We start from the raw sequence: 18465 nt of genomic DNA on the forward strand, positions 1-18465 counted from the left end.
GCTTATCTCCTTCTCGGGCTTCTTCGCCCATCCACACTCGTGCGGGTCAGTCCGTCTCGATGATCGCGACGATGCTGCGCACCTCGACGGAGTCGCCCTCTTCGACCAGAATCTCGGTCAGGGTGCCGGTCGCGGGGGCCTCGAGGGTCTCTTCGACCTTCTCTGCCTCGACTTCGGCCAACGGCTCATCTTCGGTGACCTGATCGCCGACCTTCTTGTGCCACTCGATGATCGAGCCTTCGCTCATTCCCATGCCCCACTGGGGGAGCAGGACTTCCACTCGTGCCATGGTTCTCTCCTTGTCGTTCGTCGCTCAGGCGTCCGCGAGCGCGGGCGCGGTCAGGCCGGTGACACGGCGCACGGCGGCGGCGATCCCGTCCTTATTGGGATACATCTGCTTCTCCAGCGCGGGGCTGAAGGGGATCTGCATGTCGGGCGCGGTGAGGCGCACGATCGGCGCACGGAGGGCGTCGAAGACCTCTTCCGAGGCGATCGCGCTGATCTCGGCGGCGGCGCCGCACGTGCGGTGCGCGGGCTCGGCGATGACGAGGCGACCGGTCTTTGCCACCGAGCGCAGGATCGCGTCGCGGTCCAGCGGAACGAGGGTGCGCGGGTCGATGACCTCGGCCGACACTCCTTCGGCAGCGAGCTGCTCGGCCGCGGCGAGCGCTTCGGGCACCGAGCTCGAGATCGCGACGATCGTCACGTCGGTCCCCTCGCGTGCCGTGCGGGCGACACCGAACGGGATCTGGAACTCCTCGTCGGGAACCTCCTCCTTGCTGCCCCACAGGATGCAGGCTTCGAAGGTGAGGACCGGATCGTCCATGTCGATCGCGGTGCGCAGAAGACCCTTCGCGTCGGTGGGACGCGAAGGCACCATGATCTTCAGTCCCGGGACGTTCATGAACATCGGGTATGGCCGGTCGGAGTGGTGGGCGCCGGTGTTGAGCCCGTAGAACATCGCAGAACGGAAGACTGCGGGCATCGATGCCTGACCGCCGAACATGTAGCGGTTCTTGGCGACCTGATTCACGAGCTGGTCCATCGCCATGTAGAGGAAGCTCGAGTACGACAGGTCGACGATCGGGCGCAGCCCGGTCATGGCGGCACCCGCCGCGGCACCGACGATGCCCTCCTCGGAGATGGGGGTATTCCGGATGCGGTTGCGCCCGTACATCTGGACGAAGTCACCCGTCTCAGCCCGGGATTTCCCACCGCCCGTCGTGCCGTAGACGTTGGCCTCGACGTCTTCGCCGATGATGATGACGCGCTCGTCGGCGTCCATCGCCTCGCGCTGGGCGGCGCCGATCGCGCCGAGGAAGCTCATGACGCTCATGCTGCGTACTCCGTCTCGGTGTAGAGGTCTTCGAAGGCGACCGAAGGGTCGGGGTAGGGGCTTTCCTCCGAGAACCGGACGGCCTCGTCGACCTCGGCGATGACGTCGGCCTCGAGGGCGTCCATCGCCTCGGCGGTGTGGCCGTTCGCAACGAGGTGCTCGCGGAAGAGCACGAGCGGATCCTTCTTGAGCCAGGCCTCGCGCTCGTCGGCGGGGCGGTAGTCAGTGCCCAGGCGCAGTCCCTCGGAGTGCTCGTTGTAGCGGTAGGTGACGACCTCGACGAGCGTCGGACCGCCGCCGCTGCGCGCGCGCTCCACGGCGCTCGCGACAGCTGCATACACCGCGAGTACGTCCTGGCCCTCTTCGACGCGGACACCGGGCATCCCGAAGCCGGCGGCGCGGTCGGCGATGACGCCGCTCGTGACGGTGTGCGCGGGGGTCGACAGAGCGTACTGGTTGTTCTCGCAGAGGAAGATCACGGGGAGCTTCCACACGCCGGACATGTTCATCGATTCGTAGAGCACCCCCTGATTGGCGGCGCCGTCACCGAAGAAGGCGAGCGCGACCGAGTCGCGGCCGAGAACCTGCGACGACAGAGCGGCGCCCATCGCGATCGGGATCGACGAGCCGACGATGCCCGACTCCCCAAGGCTGCCGACGGCGAAGTCGGCGAGGTGGAGTGACCCGCCCTTGCCCTTGCAGACGCCGGTGGCTTTGCCCTGCAGCTCGGCCATGAGTGGCCCGAGCGGCGAACCCTTGCCGATGGGGTGTCCGTGGCTGCGATGATTCCCCGTCATGTAGTCGCCGTCGCGCAGGGCCATCGTGGCGCCGACGACCTGCGCTTCCTGGCCGATCGAGGTGTGCACGGTGCCGGGGATGTGCCCGCGCTTGACCATCTTGGAGGCGCGCTCATCGAACGCGCGGATGCGCAACATCCTGCGCTGCATCTCGAGCAGGAACTCGTCGGACAAACCGTCCATCGGTCGACCTTCTCTCCGTCGTGGGAATATCTATTCTGCGTGTGTATGGGTATTCTACGGCGCGATCTGCGGACGTGCAAGCGCCGGAACGGGCACGAGCTCGTCGATACGGTCGAGGATGAACTGCGGCCGAAGGCCCGGATCGCAGCGATCGACATCGGCGAGCTGCGAGTCGCCCGTCAGCACGAGGGCCGTGCCGATACCGGCTTCGATCCCCATCCGCACGTCGGTTTCGAGGCGGTCGCCCACCATGACGACGCGCTCCACCTCCGGGCCGAGCATGCCCCTGACGGCGTCGATCATGATCCGGCCGGGCTTGCCCATATTCGCCGAGCACCGCACTCCGGTCGTCGCCTCGAGGGCTGCGACGATGCCCGCAGCATCGGGCTCTCCTCGTCCGCCGGGAAACGGGCAGTATCGATCGGGGTTCGTCGTGATGAGGATCGCACGACCGTGTTGCCACAGCGCGTCAAACGCCGTCTGCAACTTGCGGTAGTCGAAGGACCGATCGTAGCTCGCGATGACGATGTCGATCTGGGCAGGATCGTCGCTCATTTGGATGCCCGCCGCGGCGAGCGCACGAACGAGGGGCGCCTCGGCGATCGGATAGACGACGGCGCCCGGATGCTGCGCATGTAGCCACCCGACCGTGCTGACGACGGTGTTGACGATCTCTGCGGGCTCGACGGCGATGCCGAGGCGCGTGAGCTTGTCGAGGTACATCTCGGGGTCGCGCGTCGGGTTGTTCGAGAGGAACACCCGCCGCGCCCCGCGGTCGCGCAGCTCATCGAGAAGGTCGCGCGCACCCGGCAGCAGCTCGTCGCCGAGATAGACGGTGCCGTCGAGGTCGAACAGGTAGGCGTCGAACCAACCCTCGGGGCGGCGGCGCAGCGCGTCGATGTCAGACATCGACCACCTCCTCGATGGCAGGAAAGAGCGGTCGAACGGCGGGGTAGACCTCGCGATAAACCCCGTACAGCGCGTCGTAGCGGCGGACGGCCGCGGGGTCGGGTTCGTACCGGTGCCCTCGGCGCGTCATGTGCGCCGCGGCATCCGTCACGTTCGCGTGCAGGCCCGCGCCCGCTGCGGCGAGGATCCCCACCCCGAGCGCCGTCGCCTCGTCATGTCCCGCGAGCACGAGCGGCCGACCCAGCACGTCGGCGAAGATCTGGCACCACAGTGGGCTGCGTGCACCCCCGCCCATCGCGACGAACTCGCGCACGCGCTCGTCGAAGTGAGGCTCGGCGTGCTCGAGGCACCAGCGCAGCTCGAAGGCGATCCCCTCGAGCACGGCGCGGTAAATGTGCGCACGCGTGTGGACGCCGCCGAAACCGATCATCACACCGCGCGCGCGGTGGTCCCACAGTGGCGTGAGCTGACCGTTCCAATAAGGGACGACGAAGAGCCCCTCAGCACCGGGTGCGATGTCGGCGGCCCGCGCCTGCCAGTACTGCTCGCGCGGAACGCCATCGGGCTCGCCCGCCGCGATCTCGTTGAGGAACCACGACACCAGGAACGTGCCCGCCCCCACGAAGAGCTCGTTGTTGACGCTTCCCGCAATTGCTCCGGCCATGGAGCGGTGCGACAGGCGCGGACGGTACGTGGGGCTGAAGATGCCCGAGATGAGCCCCGTGCCGAGATTGAGGTAGGCGTCCCCGGGTGCCGTGACGCCGGCGCCCAGACCTGCAGACTGGCCGTCGCCCGACCCCGAGACGATGACGACGGATGCTGCGAGCCCGAGCTCGTCGGCGGCGCTCGGCGTCAGCGTGCCGATCGGGTCGCCGGGCGGCACGAGGTCGGCGAGACGGTCCTCCGTGAGCCCGACGAGCTCGAGCACCTCGGGCGAGTAGGAGCCCTTCACGAAGTCCATGAGCCCGAGCGGGTCGGCGCTCGCCGTTGAGGTCGCCCACCGCCCAGTGAGGCGGTGCACGAGGTAGCCGTGCACGTCGACGACCTTCGCCGTCCGGGCGAGCGTTGCCGGCTCGTGCTCGGCGAGCCACAGCAGCTTGTAGAGGGCGGGCGTAGGGTTCGGGGGCTTGCCCGTGAGCTCGTGGATGCGCGCAGACCCGAAGCGGTCGACCTGCGCGCCCGCGCGCGCATCCAGCCACAGCATCGCGGGGCGCAGCGCCTCGCCCTCCGCGTCGATGCACGCGAAGCTCTCGCGCTGGTGCGTCACGGCGAGCGCCCTCACGCGGTCGGGGTCGATCCGTCCGACGCATTCGCGGATGGCCGAGGCCGTGGCATCCCACCAGTCGCGCGGATCCTGCTCACCCCAGCCTGGATGCGGGATCGACAGCGGCAGCTCGCTGCGACCGCTCGCGACCGCATGGCCGTCGAGATCCCACGCGATGCACTTCGCACCCGTGGTCGAACAGTCGACGGCGAGCACGAGGTCGGTCACGGCGTGGCTCCGGAGGCCTCCGCGACGGCGTCCTCGGCACGGGCGATCACGGCGGCGACGTCATTCTCGGCCCACCAGCCTGCCTCGGCGAGCAGATCGATGACCGTCACGCGGTTGCGCATGTACAGGCAGTTCGCGACGGCCCAGCGCCAGACGTCGGAGGTGACCCAGTCGCCGAGATCCGAGACGCGCAGCGGCGCTTCACCGACCGCGAGGGCGGACGCGAGCGCCCGCCGGTCAGGCAGCATGCCGCCGAGCCGTTCTGTGAGCGCGTCTGCATCGTCGAGCAGCCGCAGCGGCGCGTCGCCGGCGGCGGCCCACGCGGCGCGCTTGGCGGAGTAGTCCTCCCAGCACTCCGCGCCCAGAGCGCCGGTCGGATCGCACACGGCAAAGGCCTGGAGCACGCGGGCGTGTGCATCGTCACCGGGTGCCGTGATGTCGCGCCCCGCGCGGATCTGGTCGAGCAAGTGCTCCCAGGCGCTCGCGGCGACCACGGAGGCGACGCCGACCTGCGCACCGTGCAGGCCTACGTCGCGGCCGGTCGCGACGGCGCGCATGTCGAGCATGTGGCTGACGAGGTGCTCAACGCCGGAGAGGCACGCGGTCGAGCCGGCAATGCCCGTGCCGATGCCGCGGATCGCGAGCACGCGTGTGAGCTGCTCGACGGCGCTAGGGGCACCCGAGCCAAGCCCGGCGCCCCAATCGGCGGGATCGCCTGCGAACTCCTGCAGCAGATCGCGAGGCGTCGTGTGGAAGCTAGCGTCGGTGCCTACCTGCGAGGCGAGCCACCAGTCGGCCGGGGCTGTGAAGAGCGACTGCAGCTCCCCGAAGCCCGCAGCGTTGAGCTCGCGCGGCGCCGTTCGGATGACGGTGGTGTCGGCGAGCACGACGTCGGGCCAGCGGGAGTCGATCGTGCGCTTGGCACCGGCGCGCAACACGACCGACACGTTGTCGGTGTAGCCGTCGACCGACGCCGCCGTCTGGACGATCACGAGCGGCAGGTCACCAGCGCCCGCCGACGCGAGTTTGGCGATGTCGGAGATCGTGCCCGAGCCGACCGAGACGATGCCGTCTGCACCGCGCACCGCATCGATCGCGACCCGCAGCACGTCGTCGTCGACGTGCAGGTGCCCCGGCTGGCCGAGGACGACCTCGGCCACCTCGAACTCGCGTGAAAGCTGCTCGATCACACGGGGCTTGAGCGGCTGACCGTCCGACAGGATCGGCGTCGCGTCGACGAGCACAGCCACGACCGGGCGGTCGGTCCGCGCGACGCCGTCGCGCAAGAGCCCCGCCATCTCGACGGCCGCGTGCGCCGAGGCGTCGTCTTCGATCACAAGACGCTTCAGTCCGAGCTCCGTCAGGGCCTCGGGCCGCTCCCCCGCCGCGATCGCCGATCGAATAGCCGCCAGATCGGTCGGATCGTCGATCTCCGAGAACGCACCCATGGACCCTGCTTTCACCGTCGAACCGCGTGCCGCGCTTTTGCATATTCATTCAGCTTATGAATGGAGAGCGTGTCAGCGAGTGTAGGTCGGGGCTCTCACGGGTGTCAAGACCGCTGCCGCGGGTCGCCGCGCAGCCGCCACCGCGGGCGGCGAGAATCCGCCGGGGAGACCCGGCGCAGCGGAGCCGGGGCGGTCAGATACGCGCGGCGAAGACGATGCGGCTGCCCTCGCGGCGCGCGGTGCAGCCGGGAAGGTCGAGCGGGCCTTGCCCCGACCAGTCGGTCACGAGCCGGGCGACCTCGAGGGTCTGCGCCCGCGTCAGGCTCTCGTGGAACTCGCTGGCCACGACGTGCCGGATGATGCGGTGCCGCAGCGCCGCCGGGTTGGCCGCGAGCGCCGCGACGGACACGGCGATACCGGCTTCGGCGTGCTCGACGATGTCCTCGATCGTCTCGGCGATCATCTCGTCGAACGCCTCGGAGTCCTCGCGCAGCTGGGCGGCGGTGCGGGCGAGGGCGTCGGCGATCCCCGGGCCCAGTTCGCGTTCGAGCATCGGCAGCACCGTCTCGCGCACGCGGATCCGGGCGTAGCGAGGGTCGTCGTTGTGGGGGTCGTCCCACACGGGAAGCCCCTCCGCCTCGCACGCGGCACGCGTCGTCGCGCGTGCCAGACCGAGAAGAGGCCTGAGCAGCAAGAGCCCGCCGAGGTCGGAGCTGACCGCCATCCCCCGCAGGCTCGCGGTCCCCGAGCCGCGCGCGAGCCCGAGCAGCACGGTCTCGGCCTGATCGTCGCGGGTGTGCCCGACGAGGACCGCCCCGGCACCGAGCTCGGATGCCGCTTCCCGCAGCGCGTCGTAGCGCGCGGTGCGCGCCGCGGCCTCGGGCCCCCCGTCGGCGCCCACCTCGACGCGCACGACACGTGCGCGCAGGCCGAGGCGTTCGGCCTGACCCGCCGCCGCGGCGGCGACGTCGCCCGATCCCTCTTGCAGCCCGTGGTCGACGATGACCGCCGTGGCCCGGATCCCGCGCGCTGCGGCCTCGAACGCCGTCGCGGCGGCGAGCGCGAGCGAATCAGCCCCGCCGGAGAGCCCCACGACGACGGCCGAGCCGTCGGGCACGGCCGCGAGTGCGCCGCGTACGGCCCGGCGAACGTCGGCGACGGCGGGGTGCAGGCCCGGTCTGTGGTCGGTCACCTCACCACGGTACCCGCGCAGCCGCGTGCACATTCTGCGCCGCGGACCCTCGCGACTAGGCTGGTCGCGGCCTTTTCCCTGACTCTAGGAGCACAAGCATGGGCGCGTACGACGCCGTCATCGAGATCCCGCGGGGCAGCCGCGTCAAGTACGAGGTCGACCACGGCACGGGCCGCGTCTTCCTCGACCGCATCCTCTATACGGTGTTCGGCTACCCCACGAACTACGGCTTCTTCGAGAACACCCTCGGTGAGGACGGCGACCCGCTCGACGTGCTCGTGCTGCTCGACCGCGACCTGTATCCCGGCATCCTCGCGAGCGTGCGCCCCGTCGCCGTGCTCAAGATGAGCGACGAGGCCGGCGGCGACGACAAGGTCGTCGCGGTGCTCGCGAAGGACCCGCGCTGGGCCCACATCCAGGACGTCGACGACATCGACGAGTGGACCAAGAACGAGATCTCGCACTTCTTCGAGCACTACAAGGACCTCGAGCCCAACAAGTGGGTCAAGGTCGACGACTGGGCCGGCGCCGCCGAAGCCGAGCGTCTCGTGTCCGAGGCGTTCGAACGCTTCGCCGAGCACGAGGGCCAGACCAAGACCCAGGGTGAGGGCGTCGCGCCCAACACGCTCTGACGCGCACTCCTCGAGGTCACTTGCGCCCTATGTCCGCGCCTCCCGGCGCGTCGTCAGCATAGGGCGCAAGTCAGTTTCCGGGGTGTGATCACACTCACCCTCCCCCGGGCTCGACTTGCGCCTTGTGCGCGCGGCGCCCGGCGCGTCGCCGACATAGGACGCAAGTCAAGGAGAGGGCGGCGGCACCCCTCCCGCCCTCCCCGGGCCCGACTTGCGCCTTGTGCGCGCGGCGCCCGGCGCGTCGCCGACATAGGACGCAAGTCAACGAGAGGGCGGCGGCACAAGGCACGGGGCGGGAGTGCGCCGGGGCGCACGGGAGCGGGGCCGGGGCCGGGGCCGGGGTCAGAGCCAGATGCCGCGGGCAGACATGAAGTTCTGCGGGTTGGTCGTGCCGCCGGGGGTGTAGACCTCGAAGTGCAGGTGGCAGCCGAAGGACCGACCGGTCATGCCCTCGAGCGCGATGAGCTGCCCCGCGTTGACCCACTGCCCGCGGCCGACGAGCAGCTGCGCCGCGTGCGCGTAGCCGGTGGCGATGCCGCCACCGTGCTCGATGCGGATGTAGTTGCCGTACCCGCTGTAGACCTGCGCCATCGAGACCGTGCCGGCCGAAGCGGCGTAGATGCCTGCTCCGCAGCCTGCGGCCATGTCGGTTCCGAGGTGCCACGTGCTCGCACAGCCCTGCGGGCCGCATTGACCCGTGCGGGGACCGTACCCCGAGGTGAAGCGCCCGTTCGACGGTCGCGCCCAACCGCTGCCGCCGACGGCACCACCGCCACCGCCGCCGCCGCCACCACCGCCGCCGCCACCACCGCCGCCGCCACCGATCGCGGCGGCCTCTTCCCTGGCCTTGCGGGCGGCTTCTTCGGCGGCGCGGCGTTCGGCTTCCTTGCGGATCCGCTCGCCTTCTTCGTACTGCGCGACCGTCTTGCTGGTCTTGTCCTTGAGAGCGGCGAGCTGCGCCTCGAGCGTGCCGAGGTACTGCTCCTGCTCGGCGAGGGCGGCCGCGGCCGCGTCAGCGGCTTTCTGCGCGGCGGCCATCTTCTCTTCCGCGATCACCTGCAGCCGATCGCGCTCCTGCCGCTGGATCTCGGCCTGGTCGCTGATGCCCTGTGCTGCGTCGCGGGCCGTGATGGCCTGCGCGTACACGTCGTTGTTGCGCTCGAGCAGCTTGTCCATCGTGCCGAGGCGAGCCAGGAGGTCGTCGGCGGACGCTGCGGAGCCCGCGAAGAACAGTTCGAGCGAGGTGTCGTCACCGCCGTTGCGGTACAGCTGAGCGGCGACGCGGCCGGCCTTGTCGGCGGCATCCTTCGCGACACCCGCCTGCGCATCGGCTTCGGCCTGCAGCTGCTCCACACGGTAGGCGGCTTCGAGGTACTCCTGCTGCGCGACGAAGTACTCGTCGGCGGCCTGCTCGGCGAGGGCGTTCTTGCGCGCCACCTCTGTGGTGAGCGACGAGATGAGGCTCTCGATCTTGGCGACCTGCGCGGCCTTCGCCGCTTCGTTGGCCTTGGCGCGCTGCACTTCGTCCCACGTGGGATACGACGCGGCGAACGCGGGAGCGACGAGGGGTCCGGCAAGACCGCCGACGATGGCCGCGCCGAGCACGCCGAGGCCGAGCGCGGAGCGCCGGCTGAGCGACGGCCACAGACGGCGCCGCTCCGACTCGGAGGGCGCGCAGCCGCACTCGTCGTGGGCCTGCTCGGGGTTCACCGCAACCTCCTGCCGAGAGAAACAACCTCGTTCACACTAGCAACATCATTCACAGACGCAACGGGGATGCCGCACCCCAGCCTGCCGGTCGGATCTGTGCCGCGCACGGGCAAGTCTCGCCTCCCCGCCCCCTGCGACCGTGACGGCACGCCTTCGATTGGCACATTGCCGAATCATCTCGTATGCTTGAGCGTCGGTAAGTGAACGGCGGGTCTGAACGGTCCAAGGTTCATTCGGCCCCATCGTTTAGCGGCCTAGGACGCCGCCCTTTCACGGCGGTAGCACGGGTTCGAATCCCGTTGGGGTCACATACTCCGCATACAATTCAATACGCATGGCCCTGTAGCGCAGTTGGTTAGCGTGCCGCCCTGTCACGGCGGAGGTCGCGGGTTCAAGTCCCGTCAGGGTCGCTCTGAGCGACGGGCCCTTTCTTACGAGAGGGCCTTTCGTCTCAGGAGTGACATTCTCGGATGCCACTCGGCTCTGTAGCTCAGTTGGTAGAGCGCACGACTGAAAATCGTGAGGTCACGGGATCGACGCCCGTCGGAGCCACAAGGGTGATCGTTACAATCACCCCAGAAACCCTCGCCTAGCTTCTACATGGCGGGGGTTTTGCCTTACCCCGGCGAAGGACTTGACCACATTTTGGCCACGCCCTGCTGAGCCGCATCGTCGAGACGACCTGCCACATCGTCAAGATCATCGTCGAAGAGGTCGGCATACACGTCGAGGGTCATCGCGGCCGATGCGTGGCCCAGCATTCGCTGCACAGCTTTCACGTTTGCGCCTGCTGAGATCGCGAGCGACGCGGCCGTGTGGCGCAGATCATGCACTGTCACTGTCGGGAAGCGCGCGTCACGCTCCTGAAGACGCTTGAGCGCCGGGAGAAACACCCGCTTGCGGAAGTTGCCGTTGCGCATCTCCAGGCCACGACTAGAGACGAACAGCGACTCCTGGGGTTGTTTCCCTGCGGCTCTTGCCCGCATCGGAGGCTCTAGGAACGCAGGGAAGGGCACAGAGCGGCGCTCATGCGTCTTCGGTGTTCCGCGAACTAATGTTCCGCGCACGTCGGTCAGAGCTTCCTTCACATCGACGCGCCTACGGGAGAAGTCGATCGACGAGACCTTTAGCGCAGCCATCTCTCCCCACCGGAGCCCGGTATAGGCGAGGAAGGCGATGAGATCCGCGTGTCCATCACACTCCCGCGCGAGAGACGCCACCTGGTCATGGGAAAGGTACCCACGGTCGGTAGCGCGCTTCCGCGGCATCTGCACACCATCGGTCGGGTCGCGATTGATCCGACCATCCCTCACGGAGTACTTCATGAGGGCCGCGAGAACGAAGTAGATCTGGCGCACAGTCGACGGAGCCAGTCCCTCCGCCAGGGTCGTGATCCACGCCTGCACCTCGCCATGCCCGATCTCGACGAGCCGGCGACTCCCCCACGTCGGCAGAATGTGCCGGTCAAGCGTGTATCGGTATCCCGAGAGCGTACTCGGCTTGATCTGCACCTGGCCGGCGATCCACTCCCCGGCGACGTCTGCGACGCTCACCTTTGAGCGGGATGGGTCGAGCCACTCCCCGCGCATCTTTGACACCTCGACCGTTGCGAGGTAGTTGTCCGCCTCGCGCTTCGTGCTGAAGCCACGCTTCGTCGTCTGCGTCCGGTCAGGACGCCGATACCTCACCCGATATCGCCGTCCTCGCGCCGTCTCGTACGATTCCACTGATCCCATGACGACCTCCACTCCAAGAGGATCACGAACCACCGACGCTCACGCGCTCGACGCATTCACCCGCTACGGGCGCTACGCCGCCACATCGTTGCAACCGCGGGCAAGATAGGGCGCTACTCAATCGCTACACCCCTCACACACTTCTCGCTCTCGACGCCAGAAGCCAGAAGCCGGAAGCCAGAAGCCAGAAGCCAGAAGCCAGAAGCCAGAAGCCAGAAGCCAGAAGCCATCCTGGCCTTGTCACCTAGAGCCTGCTCGTGGCTGAAATAGTGGAACGCGAACCCTCGGCGCTCCCCCGCACAACCAGGCCTTCGTGAGAGAGTTCAAGAGACACCCGGCGACCGCGGCGGAACCACAGCGAGAGGCACAATATGGATACGAGGACGTTGCTTCGAGCGCTACAAGAGGTTGAGAAACGCGCCGAGCTCGTTAGCGAGAACGACGTGCTCGCTACATACGTTGAGGTCGATTCGCTAACCGCCGCCCTTGGTCAGAGGGACAACGGAATCATCTTTGGACGCCGGGGTACGGGCAAGACTCACGCACTGAAATACGTCTCCGAAACCGAGCGAACCAAGGGTAACAGGGTTGTCTACATCGACATGGAGCAAGACGTCGGCTCCACTGAGGGGCGCTATGCAGACCCCAACCTCAGCATCAGCGAAAGGGCGACCCGCCTTGTTGTCGACGTGCTGAGCATCGTTCACACACAACTGCTAGAAGCCGCATTCGCGGGCAACATCAAAGTGCAGATCGATGTACTCGATCGGATGCTCGATCACTTCCAGGAGGTACTAATCGCCCAGGAGACCGAGCACGAGAACACCCGAACTGATCGGTCGGCTAAAGGATCGACCGTCGACGCCGGGACTGAGTGGACCCCGGGAGGGTTGCCGAAACTGAAAGTTGGTGCGAGCTCGACGAACGAGACGGGCCGCGAAGACGGGGCCCGAACCCGACAGACGGGCGTGATCCGACACCGGATCCACTTCGGCGGCGTCACACGGGCGATGCGCTCCGCCATTGAAGAGGATACGGCTAGGCGGTTTTGGCTACTCATCGACGAGTGGAGCGGCGTTCCTATCGACCTCCAGCCTTACCTCGCCGAGATGCTCCGGAAGCTGTTCTTCGGCATCCCCAAGGTGACGGTGCGCATTGCCGCCATCCCGCACCGCTCTGAATGGCGCATCGTTGGCGAACGCGGCAGCTACGTCGGCGCGGAGATCGGTGCCGAGTTGTTTCCGCTGTTAGACCTCGACGAGTTCGTAGTTTTCCCCGCGCGGAGCCGTGAGGAACAGACCGAGCGCTCGTTGTCCTTCTTCAGGGCACTGCTGTTTCGTCACATATCAACCGCACTGAGTAGCATGGACGAGGAGCCGCCAGAGTCTGAAGCGGACCTAATTGGCTCTCTCTTTACCCAAGTTACGGCGCTGCAGGAGGTCATCCGCGCGGCTGAGGGTGTGCCCCGTGACGCGCTCAGTATCGTAGGACGCGCCGGACTTCGGGCAAGTGGGTCAAAGATCGGTGTGACGCATGTTCGTGAAGCTGCGTCGCAGCTCTACACGACGACTAAAGCATCTAAACTCAACGGCATTCCGACCGCCCGTGCCCTGCTCGACCGCATCCTGAACGACGTGATCTCCGGCCGCAAGGCGCGAGCATTCTTGATCAAACAGGATCAGACGGAGCACCCTCTCATCCAACGACTCGTGGACGAGCGCATTCTCCACATCATCAAGCGCGGATGGTCCGGCAAGGACAAGCCTGGCGAGAGGTACGATGTTCTCCAGATCGACTACGGTTGCTATGTCCATCTGCTCGGCACGACGTCCGCGCCGCAAGGCCTGCTCGGCGGAGACGACAGTGACGAGTTCTCGACCGTCATGGGCGAGGTTGAGGTACCGGACGACGACTATCGCGCCATACGTCGCGCGATCCTCGATCTACCCAGCATTCTTGCAAGAATCGCTTAGATGCGCCCAGTCGCGAGTGGTAGACGCTCCTGTGACCTAACAGGATTCCATCCGGAAACGATCGTTCACGGGAGAAGGACCAGCGTATGTGCGACCGCGGACCGGGACTCTCGGCCATATCGGAACCCGGTTTCAATACGAGTTCGTGCAACGCGCAGCGTCGGGACGAGCGGCCAGCTGCGCGGTGGGCGCCCCGGAGGGGACGGGACGGCAGGCTTCTGCTCGTCTAGCGGGGTCGGCAAGAGCCGACTACTCGTTGTTGACCTCGATACGGTCGAGTATGACTACTTCCTCCGAAACGAGTGAACTCCCGGTAAGCATCGACTTCTACTTCTGCATCGGAAAGATTGCCGTCACCTCGAGCGCACTTGAGAAGAGCGTCTGGTGGTTTCTGCACTACCTCCGCCACTACCACTACCAACCCGACCTCGATGGTTGGGAGTACTCCGATGAGAAGACTAGGTACTTCGACAAGAAGCTCAAGGCGATTCGAAGTCTGATGCAACGTCGCGGCTGGGCGACCGAAGAGCAAGAGTTTGTTAGCCAATGGCTAGACACCGTTGCCTCGTTCCGCGAAATCAGGCACGATCTTGTGCACTCTCACTGGCTGTACTTCGGCGAAGACCACTCGAAGTACACGCTCGACGCCCGAGATTGGAAGTTCGAGGACGGGCCGGTAGAACTAGCGGCACTCCGCGCGCGCGTTGTCGACGGTGAACGCATCCTGGGCGTGAAAGGTCAGGTCGCTGATCTGGCGATCGCTTACCTCTGGTCGTTGCCGCCGGGCTCTCCGCAACAGTAACCGTCGACCTCGCCCCTTGCTGGCTCGTCAAACGTGCCCTCGACGAGGCATGGCGTGGGGCTGATCGGTCTGCACCCGCCGGAATCGATCGTTTGCGGCGTGGTGAGTGAAGGCACACCAGATCGAATGCCAGAAACGTGCGCCGTAAGCGGGTTTCAGTAGACGTATTCGGTGGGGTGTGAGCCGGATGTGCTTACACCCAGGCCCCAGAGATGTGGACTGGGGTGAAGCCGTTCCGATAGGTCATCAATCACTGTATAGTTCAGTGTGTGCTGACTATTGCCTCACGCCTCGATGTCATGAACCGGCTCGGCCGGGCCATGGCCGATCCCACGCGTTCCCGAATCCTAATGTCTCTGCTCGGTGGACCGAGCTACCCGGCTGTGCTCTCTCGTGAGCTGGAGCTGACACGGTCGAACGTGTCGAATCATCTCACCTGTCTGCGAGACTGCGGGATCGTCGTTGCGGAGCCGGAGGGTCGCCAGACTCGTTACGAGATCGCCGACCCGCATCTTGCGGCTGCGCTCGTCGCGCTTGTGGACGTGACGCTGGCGGTCGATGAGCACGCGCCCTGCGTGGATTCATCGTGCACGGTGGCTGGCTGTTGTGGGACGGGGGCTGACGCGTGAGCGCGGCGTGTGGCTGCGAGCACGAGCCTGCCGCGACGGCGGGCGAAGAGATAGAAGAGGCCGAGCGGCCGTGGTGGAGAGACCGCGGGGTGATGGTGCCGGTGTTCTCCGGCGTTGCGTTCCTGGCCGGTCTGATCTTCGAGTGGTCTGGGCTCGAGATCCCGGCATTGGTGCTGTTTTGGGTCGGTCTGCTGCTGGGTGCGTCGACGTTCACTCCGGGTGCGCTCCGGAAGCTGTTCAAGGGCAAGCTCGGCATCGGGCTGTTGATGACGATCAGCGCGATCGGTGCCGTCATCCTCGGGTACGTGGAGGAGGCTGCAGCTCTGGCGTTCTTGTACTCGATTGCTGAGGCGCTCGAGGACAAGGCAATGGACCGTGCCCGCGGTGGCCTGCGGGCACTGCTGAAGCTCGTGCCGGAGACAGCGACAGTGCTGCAGGGCGGTATCTCCGCGCAGGTGCCGGCGAGAGAGTTGACGGTCGGCCAGATCATGGTGGTCCGCCCGGGTGAGCGGATCGCGACCGACGGGATCGTGCGCTCTGGCCGCTCCAGCCTGGACACTTCCGCGATCACCGGGGAGTCCATCCCCGTCGAGGTCGAGCCCGGCGATGCGGTGTCGGCCGGTGCGATCAACAGCGCCGGCGCCCTGGAGGTCGAGGCGACTGCTGCGGGCACCGACAATTCGCTCACGACGATTGTGGAGCTGGTAGAGAAAGCGCAGACGGAGAAGGGCGAGCGTGCCCGTCTGGCGGACCGGATCGCCCGCCCGCTGGTGCCCGGAGTTTTGGTTCTCGCTGCGCTCGTCGCGATCATTGGGTCGCTGCTGGGTGACCCGGAGGTGTGGATCACCCGCGCGCTTGTCGTGTTGGTCGCCGCTTCTCCGTGTGCGCTGGCGATCTCGGTACCGCTGACGGTCGTCGCCGCGATCGGTGCGGCGAGCAAGTTCGGCGTGATCATCAAGTCCGGCGCCGTTTTCGAGCGCTTCGGCACGGTCCGACACGTCGCGGTCGACAAGACCGGCACCCTCACCCGCAACGAGCCCGCGGTCACCGCGGTGCTCACGGCGAACGGCGTGACCGAAGCGCAGGCGCTGGCATGGGCGGCCGCGCTGGAGCAGCACAGCACGCACCCTCTCGCCTCAGCGATCACTGCCGCGGCGCCGGGGACTCCCGCAGCTGCAGATGTGACCGAGCAGGCCGGGCACGGCATTGTCGGCACCGTCGACGGATCGAGAATCACCGTCGGCAGTCCCCGCTGGATGGACGCCGGCGACCTCGCGGAGCGGGTTGCGGAGTTGGAAGAGCAGGGCATGACCGTCGTCATCGTCCACCGCGACGGAACCCCCGTCGCCGCGATCGGCGTCCGCGACGAACTGCGCCCGGAAGTCCCCGAGGTTGTCCGAACACTCAGCAACCAAGGCGTCGGCGTGACGATGCTCACCGGCGACAACGCCCGCACCGCTCGTGCACTGGCCGCGCAGGCCGGGATCAGCGACGTGCGTGCGGAACTGCGTCCTGAGGATAAGGCGACCGCGATCGGGGAACTGTCGAAGGCGGGGCCGGTCGCGATGATCGGCGACGGCATCAACGATGCCCCGGCCCTCGCGTCCGCGGACATCGGCATCGCGATGGGCGCGACCGGATCCGACGCAGCGATCGAGTCCGCCGACGTGGCCTTCACCGGTCATGATCTGCGCCTGATCCCGCGGGCGTTCGATCACGCCCGCCGCGGTCGACGGATCATCAACCAGAACATCATCCTGTCACTGCTGATCATTACCGCACTGCTCCCGCTGGCACTGTTCGGGGTCCTGGGGCTGGCGGCTGTCGTCCTGGTCCATGAGGTCGCGGAGGTCATCGTGATCCTTAACGGCCTGCGTGCCGCACGCACCCGCACGCCACGACTGGAAAGCTGATGCTCGCGACCATCGGTTCAGCGATCGGCCTGTTCGCGGCAACTAACATCGACGACATTGTCGTGCTTACCGTGCTGTTCCTCGCTTCCAGTCGAGGGAAGCCCCGGCCGTGGCAGATCGTCGCGGGCCAGTATCTCGGGTTCATCACCCTCGTGGTGATCAGCGTGATCGCCGCTCTCGGTCTCACCATCGTCCCGGACGAATGGGTCGGTTTCCTCGGACTCATCCCGCTCGGCATCGGCATCTGGACGCTCATTCGCGGCCTGCGCCGTAACGGCGATGACGATGATGATGATGACTCCAAGATCACCGCCGTCGGACTATGGGGCGTCGCAGGGATCACGATCGCCAACGGGGCCGACAACATCTCCCTCTACACACCGATCTTCCGCACCAGCGCCCCCAGCGACGTCGCGATCATGATCGTCGTGTTCCTGATCCTCGTCGCGGTCTGGTGCGCGGCCGGCCGCCTGATCGGCACCAACAAGGCTGTCACGGAGGGGCTGGAGCGCGTCGAGCACTGGCTCGTACCGGCCGTGTTCATCGGTCTGGGCCTGTTCATCCTGATCGAATCTGGGGTCATCGTCCGTCTGCTCGAGGTGCTCGCATGACCTTCTCCCAGGCAGAGGCTCATCCGCCCGCTGCGCGCAAGCTGTCGTCGACGCGGCGGCAGCTCACTGGTGGAGCGCTCTTGATCGCCGTGGTTGTCGTGCTGATTGATCAGGGAACGAAGGTGTGGGCCGAAGCGACCCTCACCGAGCGTGAGCGCATCCCGCTGATCGGTGACCTGCTGGGTTTGCAGCTCGCCTATAACCCCGGAGCGGCATTCTCGTTCGGGGAAGGCTTCACCTGGGTGTTCGCGCTGCTCGCTGTCGCCGCCACGGTCACAGCGATCGTGTTCGCGTTCCGAGTGCAACGCGTGGGATGGGCGATCGTCATCGGCGCGCTCGGCGGCGCTGCCGCCTCACACGCAGGCGACCGCCTTTTCCGCGACCCCGGATTCGCCCGGGGTCACGTCGTGGACTTCCTCGCCTACGGAAACTGGTTCATCGGCAACATCGCCGACATCGTGATCTTCGCCGCAGCGATCACCGGAGCAGTTTTCATGATCCGCGACGGGGATGAGAGCACCGAGTGAGATTCCGTTGCGCGGTGGTGGGACACCCATCAACTCGCCCTCTACCTCGGCGTGATCGCCGTCGGCAGCCGTTGAGTGAGTTCACGCCTAGGCAGGCGGGCGGTCGCGATGTAGGCGCAGAGCCACCCACCAGCCGCATCGTCGACAGATGAAAGCGCGATCGTCTCCGAGTGAGTGCAGCTTCTTGCGTGGCAAATGTCGCCCGCAGCACGTGCATGCAACGTCCTCGTCAGTCGCCATGAGCGGAGAGCGCCTCTCGAATCTGTTCAACCGTTGGCATCCCGGCCAGCCCAGCAGGGGTGCTGTAAATACGGCAGGCGAGGTCATTGCTTCGCCCCGACCCCGGAAAGAGATCGTTGCCATCCAGGGTGATCGTGGGGGAGCCCGCGAACGAGACTGCGCCCGCGTCCTCCTCCGTCCGGATGAGTCGGTAGTGAACCTCCGATTCGTCGTGGCCTGTTTCTCGTAGCGCCTCAGAAACACGACGGCCAGCCTCAACCCAGCTGGGGCAACCAGCGATATAAAGCAGCTCAATCTCCACGACTCAATCATCCTCGACTTCGCTGTTGATGTCG

At 66.8% G+C, this 18465-nt stretch carries 17 protein-coding genes and 3 tRNA genes; 10 read left to right on the plus strand and 10 right to left on the minus strand.

The window, feature by feature from the left end; all coding sequences use genetic code 11:
- Positions 1-46: 46 nt before the first annotated feature.
- The 7 genes from ACFC3F_RS09440 to tilS form a co-directional block, all read right to left on the minus strand.
- Positions 47-289 (minus strand): lipoyl domain-containing protein, encoded by a 243-nt coding sequence (locus tag ACFC3F_RS09440; RefSeq protein ID WP_376128832.1) that lies wholly within the window; start codon positions 287-289, stop codon positions 47-49.
- Between the two features lie 24 nt (positions 290-313).
- The gene (locus tag ACFC3F_RS09445; protein WP_376128834.1) at positions 314-1336 is read right to left on the minus strand and encodes an alpha-ketoacid dehydrogenase subunit beta; all 1023 of its coding nucleotides are present in this window, start codon (positions 1334-1336) and stop codon (positions 314-316) included.
- Positions 1333-2316 carry a thiamine pyrophosphate-dependent dehydrogenase E1 component subunit alpha gene (locus ACFC3F_RS09450; RefSeq protein ID WP_376128836.1) on the minus strand — a complete coding sequence of 328 codons (984 nt, stop codon included), beginning with the start codon at positions 2314-2316 and terminating at the stop codon, positions 1333-1335. The genes ACFC3F_RS09445 and ACFC3F_RS09450 overlap by 4 nt, the downstream gene beginning before the upstream one ends.
- Before the next feature lie 54 nt (positions 2317-2370).
- Positions 2371-3225, minus strand: coding sequence for an HAD-IIA family hydrolase (locus ACFC3F_RS09455; protein ID WP_376128837.1), 855 nt, complete (start codon positions 3223-3225; stop codon positions 2371-2373).
- On the minus strand, positions 3218-4717 hold the full coding sequence (locus ACFC3F_RS09460; protein WP_376128838.1) for an FGGY-family carbohydrate kinase: 1500 nt from the start codon (positions 4715-4717) through the stop codon (positions 3218-3220). The genes ACFC3F_RS09455 and ACFC3F_RS09460 overlap by 8 nt, the downstream gene beginning before the upstream one ends.
- Positions 4714-6165 (minus strand): iron-containing alcohol dehydrogenase, encoded by a 1452-nt coding sequence (locus tag ACFC3F_RS09465; protein WP_376128840.1) that lies wholly within the window; start codon positions 6163-6165, stop codon positions 4714-4716. The genes ACFC3F_RS09460 and ACFC3F_RS09465 overlap by 4 nt, the downstream gene beginning before the upstream one ends.
- Positions 6166-6358: 193 nt before the next feature.
- Positions 6359-7390, minus strand: coding sequence for a tRNA lysidine(34) synthetase TilS (gene tilS / locus ACFC3F_RS09470; RefSeq protein ID WP_376128842.1), 1032 nt, complete (start codon positions 7388-7390; stop codon positions 6359-6361).
- A gap of 65 nt (positions 7391-7455) precedes the next feature.
- Here tilS and ACFC3F_RS09475 point away from each other — a divergent pair, with 65 nt between their 5' ends.
- A complete protein-coding gene (locus ACFC3F_RS09475; RefSeq protein ID WP_376128843.1) occupies positions 7456-7989 on the plus strand; it encodes an inorganic diphosphatase in 534 nt (177 codons plus the stop codon).
- Between the two features lie 342 nt (positions 7990-8331).
- Here the strand turns inward: ACFC3F_RS09475 and ACFC3F_RS09480 are convergent, their stop codons facing one another.
- Positions 8332-9699, minus strand: a complete 1368-nt coding sequence (locus tag ACFC3F_RS09480; RefSeq protein WP_376128845.1) for a peptidoglycan DD-metalloendopeptidase family protein — start codon at positions 9697-9699, stop codon at positions 8332-8334.
- Between the two features lie 235 nt (positions 9700-9934).
- On the opposite strand from ACFC3F_RS09480, the gene ACFC3F_RS09485 reads away from it, so the two are divergent.
- From ACFC3F_RS09485 to ACFC3F_RS09495, 3 genes are all read left to right on the plus strand, one after another.
- Positions 9935-10007, plus strand: a tRNA-Glu gene (locus ACFC3F_RS09485).
- A gap of 28 nt (positions 10008-10035) precedes the next feature.
- Positions 10036-10109 (plus strand) — tRNA-Asp (locus ACFC3F_RS09490).
- A gap of 69 nt (positions 10110-10178) precedes the next feature.
- Positions 10179-10251, plus strand: a tRNA-Phe gene (locus ACFC3F_RS09495).
- 65 nt (positions 10252-10316) lie between these two features.
- Here the strand turns inward: ACFC3F_RS09495 and ACFC3F_RS09500 are convergent.
- Positions 10317-11447 carry a tyrosine-type recombinase/integrase gene (locus ACFC3F_RS09500; protein WP_376128847.1) on the minus strand — a complete coding sequence of 377 codons (1131 nt, stop codon included), beginning with the start codon at positions 11445-11447 and terminating at the stop codon, positions 10317-10319.
- Between the two features lie 359 nt (positions 11448-11806).
- Here ACFC3F_RS09500 and ACFC3F_RS09505 point away from each other — a divergent pair, with 359 nt between their 5' ends.
- The 6 genes from ACFC3F_RS09505 (at position 11807) to ACFC3F_RS09530 (ending at position 17890) form a co-directional block, all read left to right on the plus strand.
- A complete protein-coding gene (locus ACFC3F_RS09505; protein ID WP_376128849.1) occupies positions 11807-13408 on the plus strand; it encodes a hypothetical protein in 1602 nt (533 codons plus the stop codon).
- 280 nt (positions 13409-13688) lie between these two features.
- Positions 13689-14210 (plus strand): hypothetical protein, encoded by a 522-nt coding sequence (locus tag ACFC3F_RS09510; RefSeq protein ID WP_376128850.1) that lies wholly within the window; start codon positions 13689-13691, stop codon positions 14208-14210.
- Positions 14211-14479: 269 nt separating this feature from the next.
- Positions 14480-14839: a metalloregulator ArsR/SmtB family transcription factor gene (locus ACFC3F_RS09515; protein ID WP_319031555.1), complete on the plus strand. Its 360-nt coding sequence runs from the start codon at positions 14480-14482 to the stop codon at positions 14837-14839.
- Entirely contained in the window at positions 14836-16752 is a 1917-nt protein-coding gene (locus tag ACFC3F_RS09520) for a heavy metal translocating P-type ATPase (protein ID WP_376128852.1), read from the plus strand. Before ACFC3F_RS09515 ends, ACFC3F_RS09520 begins: the two co-directional genes overlap by 4 nt.
- Entirely contained in the window at positions 16752-17363 is a 612-nt protein-coding gene (locus tag ACFC3F_RS09525; protein WP_187250588.1) for a cadmium resistance transporter, read from the plus strand. Before ACFC3F_RS09520 ends, ACFC3F_RS09525 begins: the two co-directional genes overlap by 1 nt.
- On the plus strand, positions 17360-17890 hold the full coding sequence (locus ACFC3F_RS09530; protein WP_227991983.1) for a signal peptidase II: 531 nt from the start codon (positions 17360-17362) through the stop codon (positions 17888-17890). The genes ACFC3F_RS09525 and ACFC3F_RS09530 overlap by 4 nt, the downstream gene beginning before the upstream one ends.
- 229 nt (positions 17891-18119) lie before the next feature.
- Here the strand turns inward: ACFC3F_RS09530 and ACFC3F_RS09535 are convergent, their stop codons facing one another.
- A complete protein-coding gene (locus tag ACFC3F_RS09535) occupies positions 18120-18431 on the minus strand; it encodes a hypothetical protein (protein ID WP_029153956.1) in 312 nt (103 codons plus the stop codon).
- Positions 18432-18465 lie beyond the last annotated feature (34 nt).

This window comes from Microbacterium sp. NPDC055910 (assembly GCF_042271185.1).
GTDB lineage: Bacteria > Actinomycetota > Actinomycetes > Actinomycetales > Microbacteriaceae > Microbacterium.